Origin of the sequence: Streptomyces minutiscleroticus, from assembly GCF_014650875.1 — a bacterium.
Lineage (GTDB): Bacteria > Actinomycetota > Actinomycetes > Streptomycetales > Streptomycetaceae > Streptomyces > Streptomyces minutiscleroticus.
Window position 1 is genome coordinate 113,935 of record NZ_BMVU01000022.1, and the last position, 23,049, is coordinate 136,983.

The 23,049-nt window shown below is 74.4% G+C and carries 23 protein-coding genes; 10 read left to right on the top strand and 13 right to left on the bottom strand.

The annotated features are described in order from the left end of the window. The 5 genes from IE271_RS21815 (at position 1) to IE271_RS21835 (ending at position 3,251) form a co-directional block, all read left to right on the top strand. Positions 1–750: an FAD:protein FMN transferase gene (locus IE271_RS21815; protein ID WP_190192063.1), complete on the top strand. Its 750-nt coding sequence runs from the start codon at positions 1–3 to the stop codon at positions 748–750. Positions 751–1,168: 418 nt separating this feature from the next. Then, positions 1,169–1,543: a Tat pathway signal sequence domain protein gene (locus tag IE271_RS21820; protein ID WP_190192064.1), complete on the top strand. Its 375-nt coding sequence runs from the start codon at positions 1,169–1,171 to the stop codon at positions 1,541–1,543. After that, positions 1,540–2,151: a class F sortase gene (locus tag IE271_RS21825; RefSeq protein WP_190192065.1), complete on the top strand. Its 612-nt coding sequence runs from the start codon at positions 1,540–1,542 to the stop codon at positions 2,149–2,151. Before IE271_RS21820 ends, IE271_RS21825 begins: the two co-directional genes overlap by 4 nt. A gap of 124 nt (positions 2,152–2,275) precedes the next feature. Continuing rightward, positions 2,276–2,767 carry an RNA polymerase sigma factor gene (locus IE271_RS21830; RefSeq protein ID WP_190192066.1) on the top strand — a complete coding sequence of 164 codons (492 nt, stop codon included), beginning with the start codon at positions 2,276–2,278 and terminating at the stop codon, positions 2,765–2,767. Further along, positions 2,751–3,251, top strand: a complete 501-nt coding sequence (locus tag IE271_RS21835; RefSeq protein WP_190192067.1) for a hypothetical protein — start codon at positions 2,751–2,753, stop codon at positions 3,249–3,251. Before IE271_RS21830 ends, IE271_RS21835 begins: the two co-directional genes overlap by 17 nt. Positions 3,252–3,380: 129 nt before the next feature. Here IE271_RS21835 and IE271_RS21840 read toward each other — a convergent pair whose 3' ends face one another. After that, the gene (locus IE271_RS21840) at positions 3,381–4,289 is read right to left on the bottom strand and encodes a LysR family transcriptional regulator (RefSeq protein WP_190192068.1); all 909 of its coding nucleotides are present in this window, start codon (positions 4,287–4,289) and stop codon (positions 3,381–3,383) included. A 74-nt stretch (positions 4,290–4,363) separates the two neighbouring features. On the opposite strand from IE271_RS21840, the gene IE271_RS21845 reads away from it, so the two are divergent. After that, positions 4,364–5,419: a DMT family transporter gene (locus IE271_RS21845; protein ID WP_190192069.1), complete on the top strand. Its 1,056-nt coding sequence runs from the start codon at positions 4,364–4,366 to the stop codon at positions 5,417–5,419. Here IE271_RS21845 and IE271_RS21850 read toward each other — a convergent pair. Beyond that, positions 5,409–6,221, bottom strand: a complete 813-nt coding sequence (locus IE271_RS21850; RefSeq protein ID WP_190192070.1) for an SAM-dependent methyltransferase — start codon at positions 6,219–6,221, stop codon at positions 5,409–5,411. The two genes, IE271_RS21845 and IE271_RS21850, sit on opposite strands and share 11 nt — an antisense overlap. A 372-nt stretch (positions 6,222–6,593) precedes the next feature. Here IE271_RS21850 and IE271_RS21855 point away from each other — a divergent pair, with 372 nt between their 5' ends. Continuing rightward, entirely contained in the window at positions 6,594–6,995 is a 402-nt protein-coding gene (locus tag IE271_RS21855; protein ID WP_190192092.1) for a GNAT family N-acetyltransferase, read from the top strand. A 163-nt stretch (positions 6,996–7,158) separates the two neighbouring features. Here the strand turns inward: IE271_RS21855 and IE271_RS21860 are convergent, their stop codons facing one another. The 9 genes from IE271_RS21860 to IE271_RS21900 form a co-directional block, all read right to left on the bottom strand. Next, on the bottom strand, positions 7,159–7,923 hold the full coding sequence (locus IE271_RS21860) for a LysR substrate-binding domain-containing protein (RefSeq protein WP_229919476.1): 765 nt from the start codon (positions 7,921–7,923) through the stop codon (positions 7,159–7,161). Between the two features lie 79 nt (positions 7,924–8,002). After that, positions 8,003–9,472, bottom strand: coding sequence for an AbfB domain-containing protein (locus IE271_RS21865; RefSeq protein ID WP_190192071.1), 1,470 nt, complete (start codon positions 9,470–9,472; stop codon positions 8,003–8,005). A gap of 44 nt (positions 9,473–9,516) precedes the next feature. Next, on the bottom strand, positions 9,517–11,007 hold the full coding sequence (locus IE271_RS21870) for a family 43 glycosylhydrolase (RefSeq protein WP_229919477.1): 1,491 nt from the start codon (positions 11,005–11,007) through the stop codon (positions 9,517–9,519). A gap of 240 nt (positions 11,008–11,247) precedes the next feature. Continuing rightward, positions 11,248–12,663: an amino acid permease gene (locus IE271_RS21875; protein ID WP_190192072.1), complete on the bottom strand. Its 1,416-nt coding sequence runs from the start codon at positions 12,661–12,663 to the stop codon at positions 11,248–11,250. Positions 12,664–12,925: 262 nt separating this feature from the next. Then, complete coding sequence (locus IE271_RS21880) at positions 12,926–13,729, bottom strand: calcium-binding protein (protein ID WP_190192073.1); 804 nt, start codon at positions 13,727–13,729, stop codon at positions 12,926–12,928. 924 nt (positions 13,730–14,653) lie between these two features. After that, on the bottom strand, positions 14,654–16,234 hold the full coding sequence (locus IE271_RS21885; protein WP_190192074.1) for an ABC transporter permease: 1,581 nt from the start codon (positions 16,232–16,234) through the stop codon (positions 14,654–14,656). Further along, positions 16,231–17,094 carry an ATP-binding cassette domain-containing protein gene (locus IE271_RS21890; protein ID WP_190192075.1) on the bottom strand — a complete coding sequence of 288 codons (864 nt, stop codon included), beginning with the start codon at positions 17,092–17,094 and terminating at the stop codon, positions 16,231–16,233. Before IE271_RS21890 ends, IE271_RS21885 begins: the two co-directional genes overlap by 4 nt. Continuing rightward, positions 17,091–17,948, bottom strand: coding sequence for a cupin domain-containing protein (locus IE271_RS21895; RefSeq protein ID WP_190192076.1), 858 nt, complete (start codon positions 17,946–17,948; stop codon positions 17,091–17,093). The genes IE271_RS21890 and IE271_RS21895 overlap by 4 nt, the downstream gene beginning before the upstream one ends. Further along, positions 17,945–18,487 carry an RNA polymerase sigma factor gene (locus IE271_RS21900; protein WP_190192077.1) on the bottom strand — a complete coding sequence of 181 codons (543 nt, stop codon included), beginning with the start codon at positions 18,485–18,487 and terminating at the stop codon, positions 17,945–17,947. Before IE271_RS21900 ends, IE271_RS21895 begins: the two co-directional genes overlap by 4 nt. A 218-nt stretch (positions 18,488–18,705) precedes the next feature. Here IE271_RS21900 and IE271_RS21905 point away from each other — a divergent pair, with 218 nt between their 5' ends. Beyond that, positions 18,706–18,951, top strand: a complete 246-nt coding sequence (locus IE271_RS21905) for a hypothetical protein (protein WP_308435198.1) — start codon at positions 18,706–18,708, stop codon at positions 18,949–18,951. A gap of 400 nt (positions 18,952–19,351) precedes the next feature. Then, complete coding sequence (locus IE271_RS42210) at positions 19,352–19,999, top strand: hypothetical protein (RefSeq protein ID WP_229919478.1); 648 nt, start codon at positions 19,352–19,354, stop codon at positions 19,997–19,999. A gap of 214 nt (positions 20,000–20,213) precedes the next feature. Here the strand turns inward: IE271_RS42210 and IE271_RS21915 are convergent, their stop codons facing one another. Continuing rightward, the gene (locus tag IE271_RS21915; RefSeq protein ID WP_190192078.1) at positions 20,214–21,152 is read right to left on the bottom strand and encodes a LysR family transcriptional regulator; all 939 of its coding nucleotides are present in this window, start codon (positions 21,150–21,152) and stop codon (positions 20,214–20,216) included. Positions 21,153–21,239: 87 nt separating this feature from the next. Here IE271_RS21915 and IE271_RS21920 point away from each other — a divergent pair, with 87 nt between their 5' ends. Further along, on the top strand, positions 21,240–22,145 hold the full coding sequence (locus IE271_RS21920) for an alpha/beta fold hydrolase (RefSeq protein ID WP_190192079.1): 906 nt from the start codon (positions 21,240–21,242) through the stop codon (positions 22,143–22,145). A 128-nt stretch (positions 22,146–22,273) separates the two neighbouring features. On the opposite strand, the gene IE271_RS21925 is transcribed toward IE271_RS21920, so the two are convergent. Further along, entirely contained in the window at positions 22,274–22,615 is a 342-nt protein-coding gene (locus IE271_RS21925) for an antibiotic biosynthesis monooxygenase family protein (protein WP_190192080.1), read from the bottom strand. Between the last annotated feature and the right edge of the window lie 434 nt (positions 22,616–23,049).

Sequence of the window (23,049 nt, forward strand, 5' to 3'; positions counted from 1 at the left end):
GTGCGGCGCGTCGAGCACGTCATGGGCTTCCCGGTGTCGCTGCGGATCGACGACGCCGGTCCTCCCGCGCGGGTCGCGGACGCCGTGGACGCCGTGTTCGCCTGGCTGCACGAGACCGACGCGCGCTTCAGCCCCTTCAAGGCGGACAGCGAGGTGTCCCGGCTGGACCGGGGCGAGCTGCCGGCCGACGGGATCAGCGCGGACCTGCGGGAGGTCCTCGATCTGTGCGAGCACTACCGCGTCGCCACGGGGGGCGCCTTCGACGTGCGCCTGCCCGGCCGCGGCCTCGACCCCTGCGCGGTGGTGAAGGGCTGGTCGGTGCAGCGGGCCGCGCACCTGCTGACGGCGGCCGGGCTGCGGCGCTTCTGCCTCAACGCCGGCGGCGACGTGGTCGCCGCCGGCGGCCCCTGGCGCGTCGGGGTGCGCCACCCCGACCACGCCGACCGGCTGTGCACGGTCCTGGACCTCACCGACGGCGCCGTGGCGACCTCCGCGCGCTACGAGCGCGGCGACCACATCGTCGACGGCCGGACCGGCCGACCTGCCGCCGAACTGCTCAGCGTCACCGTCGTGGCCCCCACCCTGACCGAGGCCGACGCGGTCGCCACGGCGGCGTTCGCCCTGGGCGCGGAGGGCGTCGGGTGGGCCGCCGGACGACGGGGCTGCGAGGTGTTCGCCGTGGACGCCGGACGGCGGGTGCTGCGCACCCCGGGGTTCCCCGGCACGGGGGAGCGGCCGGCGGCGGCCTGACCGGCGGCCCCGCCCGCCCCGGCGTGCGACACACGCCCGCCCGCCCCGGCGGGCGACACACCGTGGGAGCCGTCCACAGCGTCCCGCGAGTCCCTGGGTGCACGGTCCCGAAACCGTTGCGCACACAGGGGAGGTGGCGGTGTGCGCGGGGCCGTCGGCTTCGCCGTGCTCGCGGTGGTCGTCCCGGTCCGGATCGCCCGGGGCGGGGGCCCGGACCGCAAGCGGCTGGCCCGCATGCGGGACGCCCTGGGGCCGGACGGCACCGAGGGCGGGCACCGGTCCACGGGGAAGGAGCGACCCACGGCGCGACTTTGCCTTCTCTTTACAACCCGGTCGGCCGCCGCCTCGTCTCTCCGCTCGATCCATGACCCGGCGCGCCGCGTGCACGGCGGGCCGACCTACGGAAGAGAGCGACCTCATGCGCCGTACCGTTCTTGGCACCATGGCCCTGGCGGCCACCGCCGTCCTGGCGGGTGCCCTGCCCGCCTCCGCCGACGACGCGACCCCCGTCCCCGCGACCCGGCCGGACGCCACCGTCGCCCCGACGCCCGTTCCCGGGGAGGGGACCGAGGCGCCGTCCGAGGACTCCCCGGAGCCGGCCGCGCCGACCGAGGCGCCCGCCGAAGGCCAGGTCTCCACCGTTCCGAAGGGCGCGCCCGACACCGGCGCGACGGCGCCGGCCCCGGAGTCGGCGCCCGGCACCGGACTGGTCGGCGCGGGCGCCGCCGCGGTGCTCGCCGCGGGCGGCGCGGCCGTGTACGCCAGGGGCCGCCGCCGGGCGCCCCGGGCATGACCCCGCTCTCCAGGCGCGCCTTCGCCACCGCGGCGGCGGCCTCGCTGCTCGCGGGCTGCGCCGGTGCCCCGCCCCGCCGGACCGCGGACGCGGACACCGGAAGCACGCCGGAGCCCCCGCGGGCCCCCGCGGGGACGGTGCGCCCTCTCGGGCGGTCGGTCCCGGTGCGGCTGCGGATCCCGGCCATCGGGGTCGACACCCCGGTCCTGCGGCTGGGGCTGGAGCCGGACGGCACCGTGCAGGTCCCTCCCGTCACGGCGCACGACCGCGCGGGCTGGTACCGGCACTCGCCGACGCCGGGCCGGACCGGCCCCTCGGTCGTCCTCGGCCACGTCACGGTCGGCGCCTACGGGGACGGAGTCTTCCGCCACCTCGCGCGGCTGCGCCGCGGCGACCGGGTCGTGGTGCGCCTGGAGAACGGCACGGCGGCGGAGTTCGCCGTCACCGCCGTGCGGACGGTCGCGCGGGCGCGGTTCCCCACTGAGGACGTCTACGGGGACGTGAACCGCCCGGAGCTGCGGCTCGTCACGTGCGGCGGCCCCCGCGAGGGCGACGGCTACCGCGACAACGTGATCGTCTTCGCCGCGCTGCGCCCCGCGCCCCCCTGACCCGCCCGTACGGACGAGACGCCGGGCCCGCGGAACGTCCGCCGACGGCCCGGCGTCCTTCCCCACGCGTGCCGTACCGGTGCCACCGAGTGCCGTACGGGCACCGCCACGACCATGGAGAACGTTGAAACGGTCCCGCGACAAGGCAGCCTCCGAGCTGTTCGCCGTCCTCTACCCGCGCCTCGCCGGCTGGTGCCGCCGCCTCGTCGACGACGACGGGACGGCCCACGAGATCGCCTCGGAGGCGTTCACCCGGCTCTGGGCCCGCTGGACGTCGGTGGAGGAGCCCCGCGGCTTCCTCTACGTCACGGCGGCCAACCTCGTGCGGGACCACTGGCGCAAGCTGGAGCGCGAGCGCAGAGCCGTGCGCCGCGCCACCACGGAGGCCGCCGTCAGCCCCCACGCCGAACCGGCCGACCCGTCGGTGCGCCTGCTCGTGCAGTCGCTCCCGGAACGGCTGCGCGTCCCGATCCTGCTGCACTATTACGCAGACATGCCGATCCGGGAGGTGTCCGCACTGACCGGGCGCAAGGAAGGAACCGTCAAGGCCGACCTCCACGCGGCCCGGGAACTGCTCCGCGTCCATCTGAGGAGGAGCCTTGACCACACGCTTTGACGACGACCCGGAGTCCGGTCCGGACGACCCCCTCGCGGTGCTCCTGAGGCCCCCCGCCGACCGCCTCGGCCCGCCGCCCGGCCGGTACGAGGCGATCCGCCGCGCCGCGGCCCGCAGGCGGCTGCGCCGCGCCGCCGCCGGGGCCGGTCTGACCTGCGCCGTCGCGGCCCTCATCGCGCTGCCGGTCCACCTGACGGCGTCTCAGGGGACCGTGTCGCCGTCGGTTCCCCTCGCGCCGCCGCCGGTGACCGGCTCCACGGCGCCCGCCGCGCCGTCGTCGCCTCCCGCCCCGTCGGGGTCCGCCACCCGGCCCGCGGAGCCCACCCCTTCGGAGGCGCCCGAGTCCGCCGGCACCGAAGCCACCGGTGCGCCTCCGGACGGCCGGTCCGAGGGTCCGGACGGCCGGACCGTGCCCACGCCCCTCCCGCCGGAGACGCCGACGGTGGCTCCGGCCGAGCCGCCGGCGGACGGGAACGGCCCCTGAGGCGCGGCCCGCCGGCCTCTCCCGGCCGGCGATCAGGCGGGATCCGTCCGATCAGGCCGGACCGGGCAACCGGTGCGGACGCGGGTGCGGGCCGGGCATCCATCGCGGACGCGGGCCGGGGGCCGGGCGTCACGTCCGCGCGACCGCGTCCGCGCTCTCCCGCAGGGCCTCCACGGTGGCCCGGATCGAGGGGCGGCGGTCGGCGTCCTCGCGCCAGACCGCGTACACATGACGCCTCATCGCGTGGCGGACGGGCCGGAAGACCACGCCTTCGGGGACCGGGTCGCGGCCCAGCCGGGGCGCGACGGCCACCCCGAGCCCGGCCGCGACCAGGCAGAGCTGTGTGTGGTGCTCCTCCGCCGTGTGCGCGATCACCGGCTCGATGCCCTTGCCGCGCAGGGTGAACACCAGCCAGTCGTGGCAGAACTCGCCCTCGGCCCAGGTGATCCACTGCTCTGCGGCGAAGTCCTCCAGGTCCACCGGCCCCCGGGCGGCGAGCGGATGGCCGGCCGGCAGCGCCACCTCGGCGGGGTCGTCCAGCAGATGCGCCTTGGCGAGGCCGCTGGGCAGCGGCAGCGGCCGGTTGTACCAGTCGATGACGACGGCGAGGTCGGCGTCGCCGCGCACGACACGGCGCACGGCGGCGTCCGGGTCGGTCTCCCTCAGCCGGGGCTGCAACTGCGGGTGCCGCTGCCGCAGCAGGCGCAGGGCCGCCGGGAAGAGCCCGCGGGCGGCGGTCGCGAAGGCGTCGCACCGCACCTCGCCCACGGCCTGGCCGCGGTGCGCCTCCAGCTCCGACTCGGCGAGTTCGAGCTGGGAGATGACCCGGCCCGCGTGCCCGGCCAGCAGGCGGCCCGCGTCGGTCAGCCGCACCCCGCGCCCGTTCCTCGCCAGCAGCTGTTGTCCGGTCTCCCGCTCCAGCTTCGCCAGCTGCTGGGAGACGGCGGAGGTGGTCACGTGCAGGCCGGCGGCGGCCCCGCTCACCGAGCCGTGCCGGGCGACGGCGTGCAGGATGCGCAGGCGCTCCAGGTTCAACATGTAAGCGATACTACGCACTGTTCTGTAGAAAGACTCGCTTGTGCTAAATGATGGCTTCGCGTCATCGTTACGGCATGAAGACCCCGACCGTCACACCGACCACCTCGGCCGCAGTGTCCCCGGCCGCCCCCGCGAAGGCCCCCGCCGCCCTCGCACCGTCCGCTCCGCCCGGTGCCCCCGCGGCGTCCCCGCCCGCCGGCGGGCCGCGCCTCGACTGGCGGCTGAAGTTCGCGGCGCTCGCGCTGATCTGGGGCTTCTCCTTCCTGTTCATCAAGGTCGGCACGGAAGGGTTCGCGCCGCTGCACGTGACGCTCGGGCGGATGGTGTTCGGCACGCTCGTGCTCGCGGTCGTGCTCCTCGTCAAGCGCGAACGGCTGCCGCGGGGCGGCCGGCACTGGGCCCACCTCGCCGTCGCGGCCTTCCTGCTGAACGCCCTGCCCTTCACACTCTTCGCGTACGCGGAACTGTCGATCAGCTCCACGCTGGCCGGCATCATGAACGCCACCACACCGCTGTGGGCGATGGTGCTGTCCCTCGGGGCCCTCTCGGACGACCGCCCGACGCGGCGGCGCGTGGCCGGCCTCGGCCTCGGCTTCCTCGGAGTGCTGACCGTGCTGGGGGCCTGGCAGGGCTTCGACGGCATCGACCCGGCGGGCGCCGCGATGGCACTGGTGGCGAGCGCCAGCTACGCGGTCGGCTGGGCCTACGTCCGGCGCTTCCTGACCTCCGCCGGCACCGGGGCGTCCCACCTCGGCCTCTCCACCGCGCAGCTGCTGCTGGGCACGGTGCAACTGGCGGTCGTCACACCGTTGTTCGCGGGCGTGCCGTCCGGCCTGCCCGTGCTGCCGCTGCTGTCGGTCGTGGCGCTCGGCGCGCTCGGCACGGGCGCCGCCTTCCTCGTCCAGTACGGGCTGGTCGCCGAGGTCGGCCCGACCACGGCGACGATGGTCACGTACTTCGTCCCGGTCATCGCCGCCGCGGCCGGGGTCGCGCTGCTCGGCGAGCACCTGGGCTGGAACGTCCCGGCGGGCGCGCTGATCGTGCTGGCCGGAGCGGCCCTCACCCAGTCCCGGCCGCGCGCGGCCGGGACCCCGCGGACGCCGCGGACCGCACGGCGGCTCAGGGCTTGACGGCCACCGCGCCGTACTGCGGCACCGGGGCGGCGGGGTCCGCCCCGGCACGCCACCGCGAGCACGACACCAGGCCCGGTTCGAGCAGCTCCAGCCCCTCGAAGAAGGAGGCGATGTCCGCGCCGCCGCGCGCCGTGATCGGGGGAACCGCGTTCTCGTTCCAGAACTCCATGGCGGGGATCTGGCCCTCGCCGCCGATCCCGGCGTCGAACGTGGGGTGCGTCAGGGCGAGGAAGCTTCCGGAGGGGACCGCGGCCATGACCCGCCGCACGATGTCCCGGGCCTCGTCGGTGTCGAGCACGAAGTTGAGGATGCCCAGCATCATCACCGCGACGGGGCGGGCCGGGTCCAGGATCCGCGCGGCGCGTTCGAGGATGGCGTCCGGGTCCCGCACGTCGGCGTCGATGTAGTCGGTGACACCCTCGCGCGTGCCGGTCAGCAGGGTGCGGGCGTGCACGAGCACGACGGGGTCGTTGTCGACGTAGACGACCCGGGAGTCGGGCGCGATCCGCTGGGCGATCTCGTGGGTGTTGTCGACCGTGGGCAGTCCGGTGCCGATGTCGAGGAACTGCCGCACCCCGTGCTCGCCGGCGAGCAGGGCGACCGCCCGGCGCAGGAACGCGCGGTCCGCTCTGGCGACGTCCCGGATGACCGGGAACACCGTGGCGACGTGCTCGCCGACCCGCTGGTCGACCTCGTAGTTGTCCTTGCCGCCGATCCAGTAGTTCCACACGCGGGCGTTGTGCGCCACGCCGGTGTTCAGCCGTGCGCTCCCGCCCGTCGGCGTGTGACTCCCGTTCACGTCGTGTCCTTCCCTCGTCCGCCCTCTCGGCCGCACGGCCCTTCCCGCGTACGGCTGTCCCGCCCGCGGCCGTCGCCGTCATTGTGCCGCCCGGCGATCGCCCTGTCCCGGGAAAGAGGCCGTTGCGCGCGTCCGGCCCGGACGTCCCGGTGCGCACGGGCGCGGCAGCCCATTCGTGGGCGTGCCACGGGACTTGGCGGCGGCGCGGCGGGCCGCCCGCCGTAATCCGGCTGCGCCGCGGCGTCCCGTCTGCGAGAGTCGCACGCTGTGGGAGACGACAGTGTGAACGGTGACGGCGCGGTGAACGGTGTCGACGTGGTGGACGGTGACGGTGTGGAGCTTCGGCGCGCCGGCGGCCCCGACGCGGCCGGCATGGCCGACGTGTGGCTGCGCTCCTTCGCGGCCGCGCTGCCGACCGTGCGCCGCGCGCACGGCGACGACGAGGTGCGGGAGTGGTTCGCCGAGGTGGTCGTGGTCCGGCACGAGGCGTGGGTCGCGGTCGACGGGGACGCCGTGGTCGGCCTGATGGTGCTCGACGGCGCGGAGCTGGAGCAGCTCTATCTGGATCCTGCGTGGCGGGGGCGGGGCCTGGGGGACCGGTTCGTGGAGCTGGCCAAGCGGCGCGGACCGCAGGGTCTGGAGCTGTGGACGTTCCAGGTCAACGGCCCGGCACGGCGCTTCTACGAGCGGCACGGCTTCGTCGCCGTCGAGTGGACCGACGGGCGGGGCAACGAGGAGCGCGAGCCGGACGTGCGCTACGCGTGGCGGCCCTGAGGGAGCGCCGCGCCCGGTGTCCTCGCGGGCCCTGCGGGCCTCTGCGGGCGGGCGGCGCCGGACGGCCGTGAAGGCCCGCGGGGCGGCCGCCCCGCAGCCGCAGAGCGGTCGCCGGACGGTCGCCGAGCAGCCGCCGGGCGATCGCCGGGTGGCCGCCGGGCGGTCACTTCGCGGGGCGCGACGGCGGCGGGGAGGTGTACGGCGGCAGCTGCGCCGGGCTCACGCGTTCGCCCAGCACTTCCGTCATGAACTGCACCAGCCAGCGCTGGGACGGGCTGCGCGAGGACTCGTGCCGGGCGTAGAGGGCCACTTCGATCGGCTCGGTCTCGAAGGGGGGCCGCACCAGGCGCAGCCGGTGCGAGGCGGTGAAGACCTCGCCGACGTACTCGGGGACGACGGCGATCAGGTCCGTCCGCTCCAGCAGGCAGGGGAGCATCGAGAAGCGCGTGGCCTCCACGGTCACACGGTCCAGGAGCCCGTGGGCGGCCAGCACGGCGCGCGGCACGGTGTGCCCGCTGGGGCCGAAGACCGTGGCGTGGTGCTCGGCCGCGAGGTCCGGCAGGGTGACCGAGTCGCCGCGGACGCGGGGGTGGTCGGCGGCGACCATGCCGACGTACCTCTCGTTGGAGAGCGGGATGCGGACGGTCCGGTGCGAGGTCGTCACCGGGGTGGCCACGAACGCGTCGAGGTCGCCGCGGCGCAGCTGCCCCTCGGCGTCGTCCACGTCGAGCGGGCGGGCCGTGAACGACGCCCGCGGCGCCCGCTCGCGCGCCGCCGCCGGCAGGCGGGGCAGCAGGGTCGCCTCGCCGAGGTCGGACAGGGCGAGGGTGAAGCCGCCCTCGTCGGCGTGGTCGTCGGGGCCGTCTCCGTCGGCCCGCTGGCCGACCGGTTCGGGCGCCGCCGCCTGACGCCTGAGCACATCGTTCACGCCGTGCGGGCGGCGCGGCCGCACTGTCCGTGGCCGCGCCGCCCGCACGCGTCGTACGCCGGCCGCCCCGCCGTACGGGTCAGGCCCAGGCGGTGACCGGGACGAAGGAGCTGTCCTGGCGGAACAGGTCGGTGGCGTCCGCCGGGTCCACGCGCAGTTGGTAGTCGTAGTGGCGCAGGTAGTACCCGGGGTAGTTGTACGACTCGAAGCGCACGGAGCCGGACGCCGTGCCGGTGCGGGCGACGAACGTGGCGTCCCGGGCGAACACCGCCGAGCCGTCGTTCGCGTCGAAGCGGGCCCGGAAGTCCCAGTGGCGCAGGTACCTCCCCGACGCGTCCCGGAAGGAGAAGCCGTTCGCGTCGGCCAGGCCCGGCACCACGGCGAAGGCCGCCGCCTGCTTCTGGGCCGCGGTGCTGGAGGAGCTCACCACGGCCAGGTCGGCCGGCGACGACTGCTGCTGCCAGTAGCGGGTGGGGAAGTTGGCCGACCGGAAGGAGCGGGTGACCCCGGTCGGCAGACTCGGCCCGCCCGCGACCGTCTCCTTGACCGGGGTGAAGTGGCGCGCCGTGCCCGAGACGCCCGGGAGCCTGCGGGGCGCCGTCCAGGTCGCGAAGGTGTCGTGGCTGTCGCTGTAGTAGTAGCCGCCGTCGCCGTAGCCGTCGAAGAACATCCGCCAGGCGCCGTTGTCGAGTCGGACGAGCGCGGGCCCCTCGCGGGTGCCGCCCCAGCCCGCCCAGTCGCCCGTCCGCCGGATCGTGTACGGGCCGGTCAGGCCGGAGGCGGTGGCGTACTCGATGTACTTCGTCGTCTCGTTCTTGGGGAAGGCGTGGTACGTCGAGCCGATCCGCACGACGAACGTGTCGATGTGGTTGGCGCCGATGCCCGCCAGCGCGACCGGTGAACTCCAGGAAGTGAGCGAAGAGTTGGTGGCCCGCAAGCGGTACGGGACGAAGTTCCACTCGTTGTCCGTGGTGGAGCAGGACACGATGACGTTCACACTGCCGTCCGCGTCGACGAACCACTCGGGTGCCCACGCCCGGGACAGGTTCGCGACCGGCACCGTGTGGTCGTACAGGAAGGTCCAGCCGACCCGGTCGGCGCTGCGCGCGAAGCCGATCGTGGTGCTGGGGTCCTGCCAGGTGCGCGTGGTGTAGGTGAGGTAGTAGAAGCCGTCGGTGTGCCTCAGGACGCTCGCGTCTCGGATCCGGCCCGCGGGCGGGGTGTACGCGGAGGCGCGGACCAGCCGGAAGTCGGTGGCGTCGTCGGACTGGTACACGTTGACGGTGCCGTCGTCGCTGTTCGGGAACGGGACGATCGTGTACCGGGTGGCGGACCCGCTCGGCGGCGCGGCCGCGGCGGCGGTGCCCGCGAGGCCGGGCAGTTCGCCGAGGAGCAGCGCCGAGGCGGGGACGGCGGTCAGGGCGCGCAGCAGGGTGCGGCGCGAGGGGGAGGGGGCGGGAGGACGGGCGGCTCCGTCCCGGTCCGGGGCGGTGGCGCCGGTGTCAGCGGCTTCGGGGGTGTCGGGAGTGGTGGCGTCCGGGCCGGGCATGTGCGGCTCCCCTCGGTACGGCCGGCCGTGGCGACGGCGCCGGCTCACTGGGTGTGGAAGGTGGCGTCGGCCCGGTCGGTCGCCGTGCCGAGGGCCTGGACGTACAGCAGGTGGCCGTAGTGGCGGAGGTAGCGGCCCGGGTGGTCGGACGACTCGTAGGAGACCCCGGCGGCGTCCGCGAGGCCCGTGCGGGCGTGGAAGGAGGCGTCGCCGCGGAACCGCGCCGACCCGTCGTCCTTCTCCACCCACACCTCGAAGTCCTTGTGCCGCAGGTAGTACCCCGGGAAGTTGGCCGACTCCAGCGACACCGTGGAGCCGCCCGCGAGACCGGCCACCGTGCGGAACTGCGAGTCGGCCAGCGGTGAGACGTCCGCGTCGGTACGGGCGCGGTACTCCCAGTGCCGCACGAAGCGGTCCGGGTAGTTGTACGAGGACAGCCGCACGGGAGTGACACCGTCGGCGACCGGGATGCCGAAGTCGGGTGTGCCGTCCGCCCGCCAGTACAGCTTCTGCACGCGGGTGCGGCGGTTGGGGTCGTTCAACGGGTCGCCGCTGATGTCCCGGTAGCCGCGGTCGTGGTAGACGAGGACGTCCGACCTCCCGTCCTCGGAGACCGTGAACGAGTTGTGCCCGGGGCCGTACTGGCCGGTGGCGGCGTTGCTGCGGAAGACGGGGTTCGCGGTCTTCGTCCACGACGCCGCGTTCAGCAAATCCGCGGAGGCGGACGCGGTCAGCAGGCCCATGCAGTAGTTGGCGTCGGTGGCACTGGCGGAGAAGGCCAGGAACACCCTGCCGCCGCGCTGGATCACCGCCGGTCCCTCGTTGACGGTGTGTCCCACCGTCTCCCACGGGGCGGTCGGCCGGCTGATCATGACCGGGCTGCCCATGATGGTCCAGGGGTTCGCCATGCGGGCCAGGTAGAGGTTGGTGCCGTCGCCGACGGCCGGGTCGTTCTGCGCCCAGCACAGGTACCGCGTCCCGTTCACGACGAACGTCGTCGCGTCGAGCGAGAAGGTGTCGAGCGGCAGCACGATGCGGCCCCTCTCCGTCCAGGCGCCGGTCAGCGGGTTGGCGGCCGAGCACTCCAGGACGTACGGGCGGATCCTCCACACGTCGTTCGCGGCGCCGGCGGCGAAGTACACGTACCACTTGCCGCCGATGAAGTGGATCTCCGGCGCCCAGATGTGGGCGCCCGCCTCGCCGCTGGTGTGCCGGGTCCAGACGGTCGTCTCGGCGGCCGTGGTCAGCCCCTGGATCGTGGTGGCCCGGCGCAGCACGATCCGGTCGTAGGCGGGGACGGTGGCGGTGAAGTAGTAGAAGCCGTCGGTGTGCTTCCAGATGTGCGGGTCGGCCCGCTGCTCGGCGAGGGTGTTGGTGTAGGTCACGGCGGGCGAGGCCGGGGCGGCGGCATGCGCGCTCCCGGTGGCGTGCGCGGTCCCGGCGGAGGCGCCGACGGCGCCGGCGGCCGCCGTACCGGCGATGAGGCCGAGGACCGTCCGGCGGCTGGGCGTCCCAGAAGCGGGTGCGGGGCTCACGGGTTTCTCCCGGTGGGCTGGGCGGCGGAGGGCGGGACACCGGTGGTCGGGACGGCCACGGACGTCCGGTATGTCGAACGAGGTTCGCAAGCTCGGCCAGAAGATAGGACTTGGACATGACCGCGTCAACGGTTCCGGCGTGCGCGCCCAGCACGGCGGTGAAGCGCGGCGGGCGCGGGCCGCACCGTCCGTGCCGCCCGCGCCCGGAATGCCGGTGAGGGGTGATCGCCCGCCGCCGGGTCAGTGCGCCCGCTGCCGCCGCGCCGCCATCACCGCGTAGACGATGACGCCGGCGAACAGGAACAGCACACCCTGGTACACCGCCGCGTACCCGGCGCCCGCGACGAGCCACAGCGAGAAGGCGGCCGCGACCGCCGCGACCACGAGGTCCCGCGCCAGCCGCCTCGGGTTCACCAGCTCGCGCCGCCCCGAGAGGAGGTGGAAGAGCTGGGCGGCGGTGGCCAGCAGATACGGCACGGTCGCGGTGAACGTGGTGACGAGGACCAGGATCTCGAAGACCTTCGCCGAGCCCGCCGTGTAGTTGTAGACGGTGAGCAGCGAGGCCAGGACGACGGTGACGCCGACGCCGACGGTGGGGACGCCGCGCCGGCGCCGCGCGAAGGCGGCGGGGAAGAGCCCGTCCTTGGCCGCGGCGTACGGGGTCTGGGCGCTGAGCAGCGTCCAGCCGTTGAGGCAGCCGGTCATCGACACCAGCGCGGCGAGCGCGACGGCCCAGCCGCCCCAGGCGCCGCCGAACATGGCGTTCACGGCGTCCGAGAAGGGGGCGGTGGACTCCACCAGGCGGTCGTGCGCGACCGTGCCGAAGACGGACAGGGTGCCCAGCAGGTAGACGAGGGCCGCGCCCGCGGTGCCGACGACGGTGGCGCGTCCCACGTTGCGCCGGGGGTTCCTGACCTCGCCCGCGCTGACGGCGGCGGACTCCACGCCGAGGTAGGAGAAGAGCAGCAGGCCGGCGGCGGCGGACACCGCGCCGACGGAGCCGGTGCCGCTCGTGTTGAACGCGCCGAGGTTGTCCGGGTCGAAGAAGAACAGCCCGCCGACCGCGACGAGCAGCAGCGGCGCGAACTTCAGCACCGTGGAGACGAGCTGGACGGCGCCCACGTAGCGGGTGCCCGCGAAGTTGGCGAGCGCGGGCAGCCACTGCAGGACGAGCGCGGCCAGGCACGCGGTCCAGCGGTGGTCGTTCACCGGGATCAGCACGTCGAGGTAGCCGACGGCGGCGACGGCGAGCGCCGCGTTCGACACCCAGGTCGTGATCCAGTACGCCCAGGCGGCGAGGAAGCCGGCGAAGTCGCCGAAGGCCTCGCGGGCGTAGACGTAGGGGCCGCCGGTGCGGGGGTCGCGCTCGGCGAGCCGCCCGAAGACCAGTGCGAGGGCGACGGCGCCCACGGTCAGGACGCCGAAGGCGACCAGGCTGACCGTGCCGTACGGGGCCACGGAGGCCGGGAGCAGGAAGATACCGCCACCGATGATGTTGCCCATGACCAGGGCGGTGGCGACGGGGAGCCCGAAGCGGCGGGCGTGCCTGCCACTGTCGCCGTGGGGGTCCGCGGCGGGGCGGGAAGCGGGGGCGGGGTCCGCAGGGGTCTCCTGCGGGACCGGAGCCGACTGCGCGGCGGTCCCGGTGACGTGCATGGGGTGGTGCGCCTTTCATCGAACTGCTGTCCGGGATCGCCGGAACGTCCCCCATGGTCCGACATGGCGAGGGACGACGACAAATGGCAGGTCATCGTCCTGCAGAGGCCCGCCCAACGCAGAAAAAGGTGCGCCCCGGCAGGGGCTCGGCCGGGGATCGTTCGGTTCCGCCTGCGTGCTGAACATGTGCTCCTCGGCAGGAGCACATGTTCAGGGTGAGTGGTGTGGTTCCCGGCCGCGTCACCTACGGCCGGACAGCGGGTCAGGGAGTGGCGCAGTTGATCCTGACGTCGCCCGGGTCGGTGGTGCACGTGTTGCTGCCGGTACCGCCGTCGGCACGGTCGTTCCGCTGGACGCCGTCCACCGTGTTGATCCTGTCGTTGCCGGCCTCGCCGAAGTGCAAGTCGTTGCCCCTTCCGCCGCGCAGGCTGTCGTTGTCGTTCCCGCCGCGGAGGGTGTCGTTGCCCACATCACCGAAGATCGAGTCAGAACCGGCCTGGCCAAACATGGTGTCGTCGCCGAACCCGCCATTCATGGTGTCGCGGCCCGCCTCGCCGAACATCCGATCATTGCCGCTGTCCCCGCGCAGGTTGTCGTCACCGAGATCACCGCGCAGCTCGTCGTTGCCGATCCTGCCACTTAGGGTGTCGTCGCCGTCCCCGCCGGTCAGGGTGTCGTTGCCGTTCCCGCCGGTCAGAGTGTCATTGCCTGTGCCCCCGGACATCGTGCTGTTCACGTTGGTGTTGTTCGAGACCCTGTCGGGAAGGTTCCCGGTGAGGACTCGGATGCGAGCCACACCGTCGATCGGGCACATCGCCGAGTTCGGTGTCAGTTGGATGCAGTCACGGCTGGCAGCGACGGTGTCCCCCCTATCCCGGACGGTGTAGAAGCGGCGGTCCTGGCTGAGGCTGACGGTGACGTCGTTCCGTTTGTTCACATCGGCGTTGACCGTCACTGTGTCCCGGAACTTTCCTACTCCAGTGGCCGCGTGTGCGGTCTCGGCCAACAGCAGTGGTGTGGACACCATGGCGGCGATTACAGCTGCGGCTCCCAGTGTCTTGCGCATAGCTGTCCCTCTCCTCGGGTTCTGTCGTGAGGGTGCACTTTCGCTCGGTGCCGCGCCCTGAGCTGCAGTGCCGGCGCGGACGGTGAATGCAACCGTATGGAAGTGTGGGATGGGCTTCCGTCGTGCGCGGTCGACGCACGGACATCCTGCACGAAGTGCTTCGGTATAGCCCTGTCTCACGTTCTGCTCAATTGCTTGAGCTGAGCACCGGTACGGCCCTGAAAGGTCCGTCTGAGCATTCCTGTGCATGTGCAGGGTGTGGCCCGCCTGCGGTAGCAGCTGGCTGTATTGAATGCCGAATGTTTTCTGTTCCGGTGCTTCGTTCCTTTGGCAGCGTATGCGGATCATCGATCCGGGGGACAGGCGCTTTCCGGTCCATGCTCCGGTGTGAGGATTTTCGTGGAGTGCCGAGTGGTCGCTGGTTTCCGCCCGGGTCCCGTGCGGACTCGAAAAGACGTGAGGGCCGTCTGTGGTTCGAGCGGTGGGCGGGCTGCGCGGCCAGCGGGCGACGCGTACGCGAGGAGTTCCGTATCTGCCGTGCGTTTACCCGGGACAACTGCGCTCGGTGGAGGTTGTAGGGTGTGTGCGGTGCGGTGCATGTCGCAGGAACGGCCTCCTGCGCACCGTCTCGGTGGTGAGCCAGTCGCCTGGTCGTGACGGTGTCGCTCCTCGGTGCGGTTCTGCTTTTCTCGGGTGTGCGGAAAGGGAGTTCCTGCCCGGAAGGAATGCTTTGTTCTTCCGTCTGCAGCGGAATTTGGAAGACCGAATGTGCAAGCGCGGCGTGTGAACGGAGAACGGTTCGGGATTTCCGTTCCGGATTTCGTTCAGGAATTCAGTATTCAGGTGCTGCCGACATTGTCCTGTAAGCGGTGCCGGAAGGTCGCGGTCCTGTTTTTCGGCCGTGTTTCGCCGGCGCTCCCGCCGTCACACGTCGCACGGGTCCCCGGCCCCCGTCCCCTCCGGAAGCGACACGTCCAGCAGCTCCGCCACCCGGGACGTGGAGACCCCCGGAGCTGTCAGGTCCGTCCAGTGGGTCCTCACCGCGGCCGTGACGGAGTCCCGGGGGCGGGCGAGGAGCTCGCGGACCACCGTGGTCTGCGCGGCGTCCATGTGCAGGCCGTCCGTGGGGGTCAGTACGTACGCGGACCCGGTGACACCGTCGTCCAGGCGGACGGAGCGCAGGGCGGCCGTCGGATCGGGGGCGGCGCCCAGAGCCAACCACATGACGGTGACCATGCGGCCGTCGCACACCTCGCCGCCGGCCTTCTCGTCGCCCGCGACCAGCACGGACGCCAGACCGGCCGCGAACTCGGGGACCCGGGTGCCGCCCCAGCGGGTGAGGACGGTGACCTCGCCGGGAGCGGAGAGGGGAGGGTAGGTGGGATCGTTCTCCGGGCCGTAGCGGGCCTCGACGCGCTGCCGTACGGTCAGCCGCCGGCCGGCCGCGTCGCCGCCCGCCAGGGAGCGGACGCGCTCGACGGCCTCCGCCCAGTCGTCGGTGCGGCCGGTCCACTCGGGGAGGGCGCAGTACACCGTGGCGCCGCGCGTGGTGCAGGTCTCGTACCGCTCGGGGTGCAGGGACACCCTCGCGCGGGCCGCGTCCAGCTCCGGCGACGCGGCCGGGGACTGCCCGGCGATCCCGGTCACCATGGCGGCGAGCGCGAGTGCGGTCAGCGCCTTGATCCGCGGCGTACGGCCGCCGCCGCGCAGCACCGCGGCGCCCAGCAGGGTCCCGGTGAGACCGGCCAGGTACAGGGCGTGCCAGGCGGCCGGGCGGCCCAGCAGGTCGGAGGGGAGCGGGTCCGCGCCGGACTCCGACACGGTGGGGAACAGCCACTCCGCCCAGTGGGCCCCCTCCGTCAGCACCAGCAAGGAGGCGACGGCCACGTAGAGGGCGATCACGAAGAGCGGGGCGCCCCAGGCGGAGGGGACGAGGCGGGCCAGCAGGACGCCCGCGACGCCGAACAGGAGCACCGCCAGCGGGCCCGCTGCCAGCTCGGAGAGCGAACCGTCGCCGACCGCGCCGGGCCGCAGCGCCGCCCGGCCGAACCGGACGGCGACGACCAGCGCGGTGAACGCCGCGAAGGGCACGACCGAGAGCGCGTGCGCGACCGTGCGCCGCCACGGCTCCACGACGAGGACGTCGAAGTGCCGGTCGGTGCCCGAGCGGCGCGAGCGCAGCACGGCCCTATTGGCGCAGACGAACAGCGCGACGCCCAGGAGCAGGCAGTCGCCCTGGGTGCCCCGGTCGGCGTCCTGGAGGGCCGGATAGTCGGCCATGCCCTCCCGGCCGGGTACCGTCCTCCACCCCTCGTGACCGGAGTACAGCTGCCAGGCCGCCGTGGCCACGTACAGCAGGAGGGAGGCCAGGACCGGTATCTGCAGCAGCAGTTCGCGCGTCTCGAAGCGGGCCAGCGCCAGGACGGCCCGCGGGCGCCCGCCGGCCGGCTCCGGCCCGGTGGGCGCCGGAGCGGGGGCGGCCGGCGTGGGAGGCATGGTGGTCATCGGGCCGTCGCCTCTGCCGCGGTGTCGTCGAGGGCGATCAGGTAGCCGTCCTCCAGGGTCGGTTCGAGCAGGTCGGCGCCTTCTGGCGGATCACCGACGTTGCGGAAGGAGCCCGCGGCGGTGCGCCACCCGGCACGGGCGCCCGGGGCGCGGCCGGCGCTGCTCCACACCCGCCCGGCCGCCCGCGCGGTCAGCTCGGCCGGGGTGCCCTCGAAGCGGACGCGGCCGCCGGCCAGCACGATCACACGGTGGCACAGCGTCGCCACGTCCTCGGTCTGGTGGGTGGAGAGCAGCACGGTACGGCCCTCGCCCAGCCGCGCGACCAGGTCCCGGAAGCGCATCCGCTGCTCGGGGTCGAGGCCTGCGGTGGGCTCGTCCAGGACGGCGAAGCCGGGGCCGCCGACGAGCGCGGCGGCCAGGGCGACACGCCGGCGCATGCCCCCGGACAGCCGCTTGACGCGCTTGCCGCGCACGTCGGAGAGGCCGACCTCGTCCAGCACGCGCCGCACCTCGCGGTGGCGTGCGCCGCGGTCGGTCATCTCCTTCAGGATCGCCACGTAGTCGACGAACGCGAAGGCCGTGAAGTCCGGGTGGAAGCCGGGGTCCTGCGGCAGGTAGCCGAGCGAGCGCCGCAGCGCCAGGCGGCCCGCCGCGGTGGCCGGGTCGTGGCCGAGCGCGGTGAAGGCGCCCCGGTCGGCGGGCACGGCGGTGGCGAGGACCCGCAGCAGGGTGGTCTTGCCGGCGCCGTTGGGGCCGAGCAGTCCGGTGACGCCGCCGTCCAGCCGGAAGGAGACGTCGTCGAGGACGGTGGTGCCGCCGAGGCGGAGGGTGAGCCCGGAGGCGGAGACGGTGCGGTTCACGAGGTGCTCCCGTGCGGGACGTCGGTGAAGGAGGCGGGGACGGCGGCGTCGAAACGGTCCCGGACGAGGTAGAGCAGTACGGTGGCCAGTGCGGCGACCAGCGCGGCCGCGCCCTGCCCGGCGGCGGTGAACGGCGCGGGGGTCGCTCCGTCGGAGACCACCTGGGCCACCAGCAGGAGCGCGGCCCACGCCCCGCCGGTCAGCGCGGGGGCCCGCCGCGGCCCGAACCGCGGTGTGAGCGCGAGACCGGTCGCGCTGAGGGCGAGCGCGGGCAGCAGCCAGGCCAGCGCCCCGAGCCCGTACGCGGGCAGCACGAGCGTCGCCAGGCCGTTCACACCGAGTGCCACGGCCAGCACGGCGACGGTGCGCACGAGCAGCAGCCGGAACCCGTTCACCGGGGCGACCACCGTCATCTCGTACGTCGGGTCGAGCGCGGGACCGTACGCCAGCGCCACTCCCGCCAGCGGCAGCAGCGGGGCGAGGGCGAGGAAGGCGGTGGGCGACTGCGCCGAGCGCAGCGCGTCCGAGGCCGCCACCGTCACCACCAGGACCCCGGCCACCGCCAGCAGCCACGAGCGGCGCAGCACCGGTGTCGCGGCCAGCAGCCGCGCGGTGTGGTCGGCCGTCCCGAACCGCACCAGCAGCCTCTCCAGGAGGCCCGGCCGCGGCGCATCCAGCTCGGCCTCCAGCCGCTCCCAGCCGGCGTCGAGCGCGGCCGGGTCGCCGGCCGCGGCCAGCCGCGCCCGGCAGCCGGCGCACGCGGCGAGGTGGGCGTCGGCCGACCACAGCAGCGGCGGCGCCAGCTCCCCCTGTGCGTACGCGCGCAGGTCGTCCTCTGTCACGTGCCAGGTCATGCCAGCGCCTCCCGCAGTTGCTTGCGGGCACGCTGGGCCCGCGTCTTGACCGTGCCGGGCGGGATGTCCAGCAGGACGGCCGCCTCACGGGTGGTGAGCCCGTCGACGACCGTCGCCTGCAGCACCGCCCGCAGTTCGGGGGAGAGGCGGGTGAGGGCGCCCGCGAGGTCCCCGTGCTCCACGCCCGCGAGCACGCGCTCCTCCGCGGACGCCTCGTTTCGGTGCCGCAGCCGGGCCAGCGCCTGCCGCAGCCGCCCGCGCGCGCCGTCACCGCGCAGCGCGTCGACGAGCCGCCGCGCGCCGATACGCCACAACCATCCGGCCACGTCGCCCTCGTGGCGGTAGCGGGCGGTGCCGCGCCAGACCGCGAGGAAGGTCTCCTGGACGACGTCGTCCACCGTCGCGGGGTCGGCGCAGCGGCCGCGCAGCCGCGCGGTCAGCCAGGGCGCGTACCGCCGGTACAGCTCTTCGAAGGCGCGCCGGTCCCCGTCCGCCGCGACGGCCCGCAGCAACTCCCCGTCGCTTCTCGTCTCGCTCACGTCTCCTCATCGGACGAGCCCCGCCGATCGGTTCACCGTTTCCGGAGAACAATGGTGACCTGCACCGACGCGGTCCTCGGCCCGGGCGGGTACGGGTGTGGCGGCCGGGGCGGGGCCGGGCGCCGCGCCGGGCGCCGCAGTGGGTGAGGCGGAGGGATGCGCGGGAACGATCAAATGGTGAAGATGGTGCCATGGCCCGCGGAAGCAGAGGGACGTCGATGAACGAGGGCGAGTGTGGGGGCGGGGACGTGGAGGAGGGGCCCGAGTGGGCGGCGATGACACCGTCGGACTTCGACCGGGACGCTCCGCTGTGCCTGAACGTGCGGGGCGGGACCGCGGCGGTCCCGGCCGAGCCGGACGAGTACGGCACGGCACCGCTGTTCGGCAGCGAGAGCCCCGCACGGAGCGCACCTCGCCGTGCGCGCCGCCCGACCGCGCCCGCCGACCAGGGGCGGCTGTTCTGAACGACGTGCGGAGCGCGTGGGCCGGTCCGCGTACGCCGTGCACCTCACGTACGCCGCGTACCTCGCGTACGCCACGCACGGCGCGCCGCGCCCTGTCCGCCGGGGGTCCTTGGTGCACACTGTCCCAGCGTTCCGACGGCAACGGTGGGAACGTGGCCGAAGCCGGCGCGGCGCCGACGGCGCCGAGCATTACGCTGTTCGTCCGCCCGCCCGCCGGGAGGGCCCGGACGGTCACGGAACGGAGAGCGTCACGCCCGGCCGGTCCGGACGGAACCGGACCGGGGACCAGAACCGGGACCGGACGATCCGCGGGTCTCGGCGATCACTTCCGCGAAGGTGGGTATACGTCGCAGGACACTGTGTCGTGCACACCATCCCTGTACACCGAAGGACATCGGTCTTGGACCACATCTCACCCCGCGCCACCCGGCGCCCGCCCCGTGTCTGGACCGTCCGCGTCGTGGGGCACAAGGACCGCACCGCCTCGGTGAGTTGTTCCTCGCCGTGCGCCATGCCGCCGCGCTCCAAGGACCTGGCGGCGCTGCGCCGGTTCGCCGAGGCCCACGCCGCAGCCCACGCCCGCGCCGCCACCGTCCACGCGGACGCGGCCTGCGGCTGCCGCCAGGCCGAGTGCGCCGCCCACGAGGGCACCCGTGTCGACTGCGCCGGCGGTGTCGTCCTGGTCCTGCGCCACGACCCGGCCGTCGGGCAGGTGTGGACCCTGACGGAGGTCTGCGTCGCCTGCGCCCCGCTGATGCCCCACACCCGCGTGGTCGGCCGCGCGCTGCCCCGCACCCGCGGGTCCGCCCCGTCCGCCGCGCAGCGGCCGGCTCCGGTCGTCGAGGAGCAGCCGGCTCCGGTCGCCGCCCCTGCCGCTGCAGTCGCCGCCGTGCCCGGCGGGTTCAGTGCCCCCGGCGGTTTCAGCGCGCCGGGCGGTTTCAGCGACGCCAGTGGGCCGCTGGAGCCCGCTCCTCGCCGCGGCGGCCGCGGGCGGGGGCAGGACCGGCGCAGGTCGGGCCGGCGCGGCCGCGGGGCACCGCAGCGGTGAGCCGGCGGCCGGCGTCCGGCGGCCGTCGCCGCGCGGGATCCACGACAGTGTGAGCAGGACCCACGACAGTGTGACGGGAGCACCCGTACGGGACGCCGTCCTGACGGCGGGCCGGCTCGCCGGCGGCCGCCGCTCCCGCCCGCGGCTCCCGCTCCCGGCCTCCGCTCCCGGCCGAACCCCGTCCCCGGCCGTCTTCCGTGTCCGTCCGGCGCCGTCACCGTCCGACGCGACGGTCCCCGAGCTGTCCGCCCACCCCCGGGCACACCTCCCGGGTGGTGTCCAGGAAGGCCGCGAGGACGGGGGAGCGGTCCCGGGCGCGGAAGGACATCACCAGCTCCGGCAGTTCCACGCGCGGGCTCACCTCGCACACCCAGGTGCCCCGCCGCGCCGCCGCCCGCATGCACGCCGGGCCGAGCCCCACGCCGATCCCGCAGGAGGCCAGTCCGATGATGGTGTGCACGTCGCGTGCCTCCGTGATCCCGCCGGTCCGCGCGGGGGAGTCGGCGCCCTCGCCAAGCAGGGCGGCCAGCCGGGCTGCGACCAGCGGCTCCTCGTCCGCGGGCGCCACGATCAGGTGCTCCCCCCTGAGCTGTTCCACGCTCACCTCCGCCTGCCCGGCGAAGGGGTGGGCGGCGCCCACGACCGCCACCAGACGGTCCCGGCCGACCGTGACCGACACCAGGTCCTCGGCGCCGGCGCCCCGGGGCGCGCCGCGTCCGACGGCCACGTCCAGCTCGCCCGCGAGCAGCGCCGCCGCGGACCGGCAGGTCGACATCTCCTGCAGCCCCAGCCGTACGTCGGGGTGGCCGCGGGCGAACCGGTTCAGCAGGGACGGCAGGAGTTCCAGCAGCGCCGAGCCGATGAAGCCGAGCCGCAGGCGCCCCGTCTCGCCCCGCGCCGCCCGGCCCGCGTCGGAGACGGCGGCCGCCATCTCGGCCAGCGCCTGACGCGCCCTGACCAGGAAGGCCTCGCCCGCGGCCGTCGGGAACACCCCGCGCGCTGTGCGGTCGAAGAGCCGTGCCCCCAGCTCCCGTTCCAGCGCCGCGATCTGCTGGGAGAGCGGGGGCTGGGCGATCCCGAGGGCGGCCGCGGCCCGCCCGAAGTGCTGATGGTCGGCGAGCGCCAGCGCGTAGCGCAGATGTCGTGCCTCCATGCGGGCGATGATATGCGGGAGATATCGGCGGGCCGGTCGTCGGATATGCCGGTGGATGACACCGTGCCGCCCGGGTGGACTGCCCCCATGAACCGCTTCTCTTCCCACCCCCGCTTCCTCGACCACCGGGGCGAGCCCGTCCGCACGGGCCGCGCCGACGCCAACGGAACGAGCCTGCACTACCGGACCGGCGGATCCGGCCCGGCGGTGGTGCTGCTGCACGGTGTGCCCAAGACCGGCTACCACTGGCGGCACCTCGTCCCGAGGCTGACGGCGCGGTACACGGTCGTCGTGCCCGACCTCCGGGGCCTGGGCGACTCCGCGCGCCCCGCGCAGGGGTACGACTCCGCGACGATGGCCGACGACGTCGCCGCGCTGATGGCCCGCCTCGGACACGCGTCCTACGCGGTGATGGGCGAGGACTGGGGAGCCGTGGTCGGCTACCAGCTCGCCGCCCGGCACCGCGACCGCGTCACCGCCCTGGTCTTCGCCGAGGCGCTGCTGCCGGGGTTCGGCTTCGAGGACCGCACCGCCCTGACCCCCGAGAACGTCTCCGGCGGCCTGCACCTGTGGCACCTGGGCTTCTACTTCCAGCCCGACGTACCCGAGATGCTGATCGCCGGGCACGAGCGCGAGCTGATCACCTACATGATCAAGTACGAGCGCGGCCGTCCCGACAGCGCCACCGCGGACGCGGTCGACGAGTACGTGCGCTGCTACTCCATGCCCGGCGGCATCCGCGCGATGCTGTCGGTCTACCGCGCGATGCTCGTCGACGCCGAGCAGAACCGGCGGGCGTCGCGGACGAAGCTCGACGTCCCGGTGCTCGCCCTCGGCGGCTCGGCGTTCATCGGCGACCGGAACGAGGCCCAGATGCGGCTCATGGCGCACGATGTCACCGGGCACGTCTTCGACGCCGGACACGACCTCGCCGAGGAGGTGCCGGACGAGGTGGCCGACGTGGTGCTGCCCTTCCTGGCCGGGCGGCCGTGACCGTGGCCCGTGGCCGGGCGGCCGTGACCGTGCCGGGGCCGCACCCCGGGTTCGCGCCGGACCCGCCGGCGGTGACGAGTCCGCCGGGGGTGGCGGGCCCGCCGACGGCGACGGGCCCGCCGGCCGGGTCAGGCCCGGTCCGCTCCGCCCTTCGGAGCCGCCTGCTGCACCACATCGAAGGACCACAGCGTGGCCGCGCCCGCCGCGGGCCTGGGGCGCTCGCCGCCCTCCGCGCCGCCGCCCTGGTGGGCGGCCTTCATCGGACCCTCCATCCATGCCTGGAAGGACTCCTCGTCGCGCCACCGCGTGTAGACGAGGTAGTTGTCGGTGCCCTCGACCGGCCGGAGCAGTTCGAACCACTCGAAGCCGTCGGAGTTCTCCACCGCGTGGGCGCGGGAGGCGAAGCGCCTCTCCAGCGTCTCCCGCTGCTCGGCGGGGACGGTCAGTACGTTGATCTTGACTACGCTCATGCCGCCCATCCTCGCGCACGACGGCCGGCGGACGGGCACCGACTCCTCCGGCGGAGGGCGGATCGCGAGGTCGCGCGCCAACGACACGCGCGGGACGGAAAGTTGGGTAAATGAGATCAACATCTGGTTGGATTGGGCAGGTGATCTTGCGTACCTGTGCTTGAAAGGCCGTTGCCATGCCGTCCGTCCTCGACCGGGCCCCCGCCACCGTTCCGCTGACCGCGCCGCACGAGGAAGCGGAGCGTTCCGGTGTGCCCGAAGGGGACGCTGTGACGGCCGGTTCCGTCGCCGGTGCGCGTGCCGCGGCCGGAGGGGAGTGAGATGTTCTCGCCCCGTCCCCGGCCCGAGGTCTCCTTCGACACCGTCGACACCGACGTGCTGCGTGTGATCGCCGATCCGCGCACCCCGGTGTTCGTCACCGTGCACGCCAACGG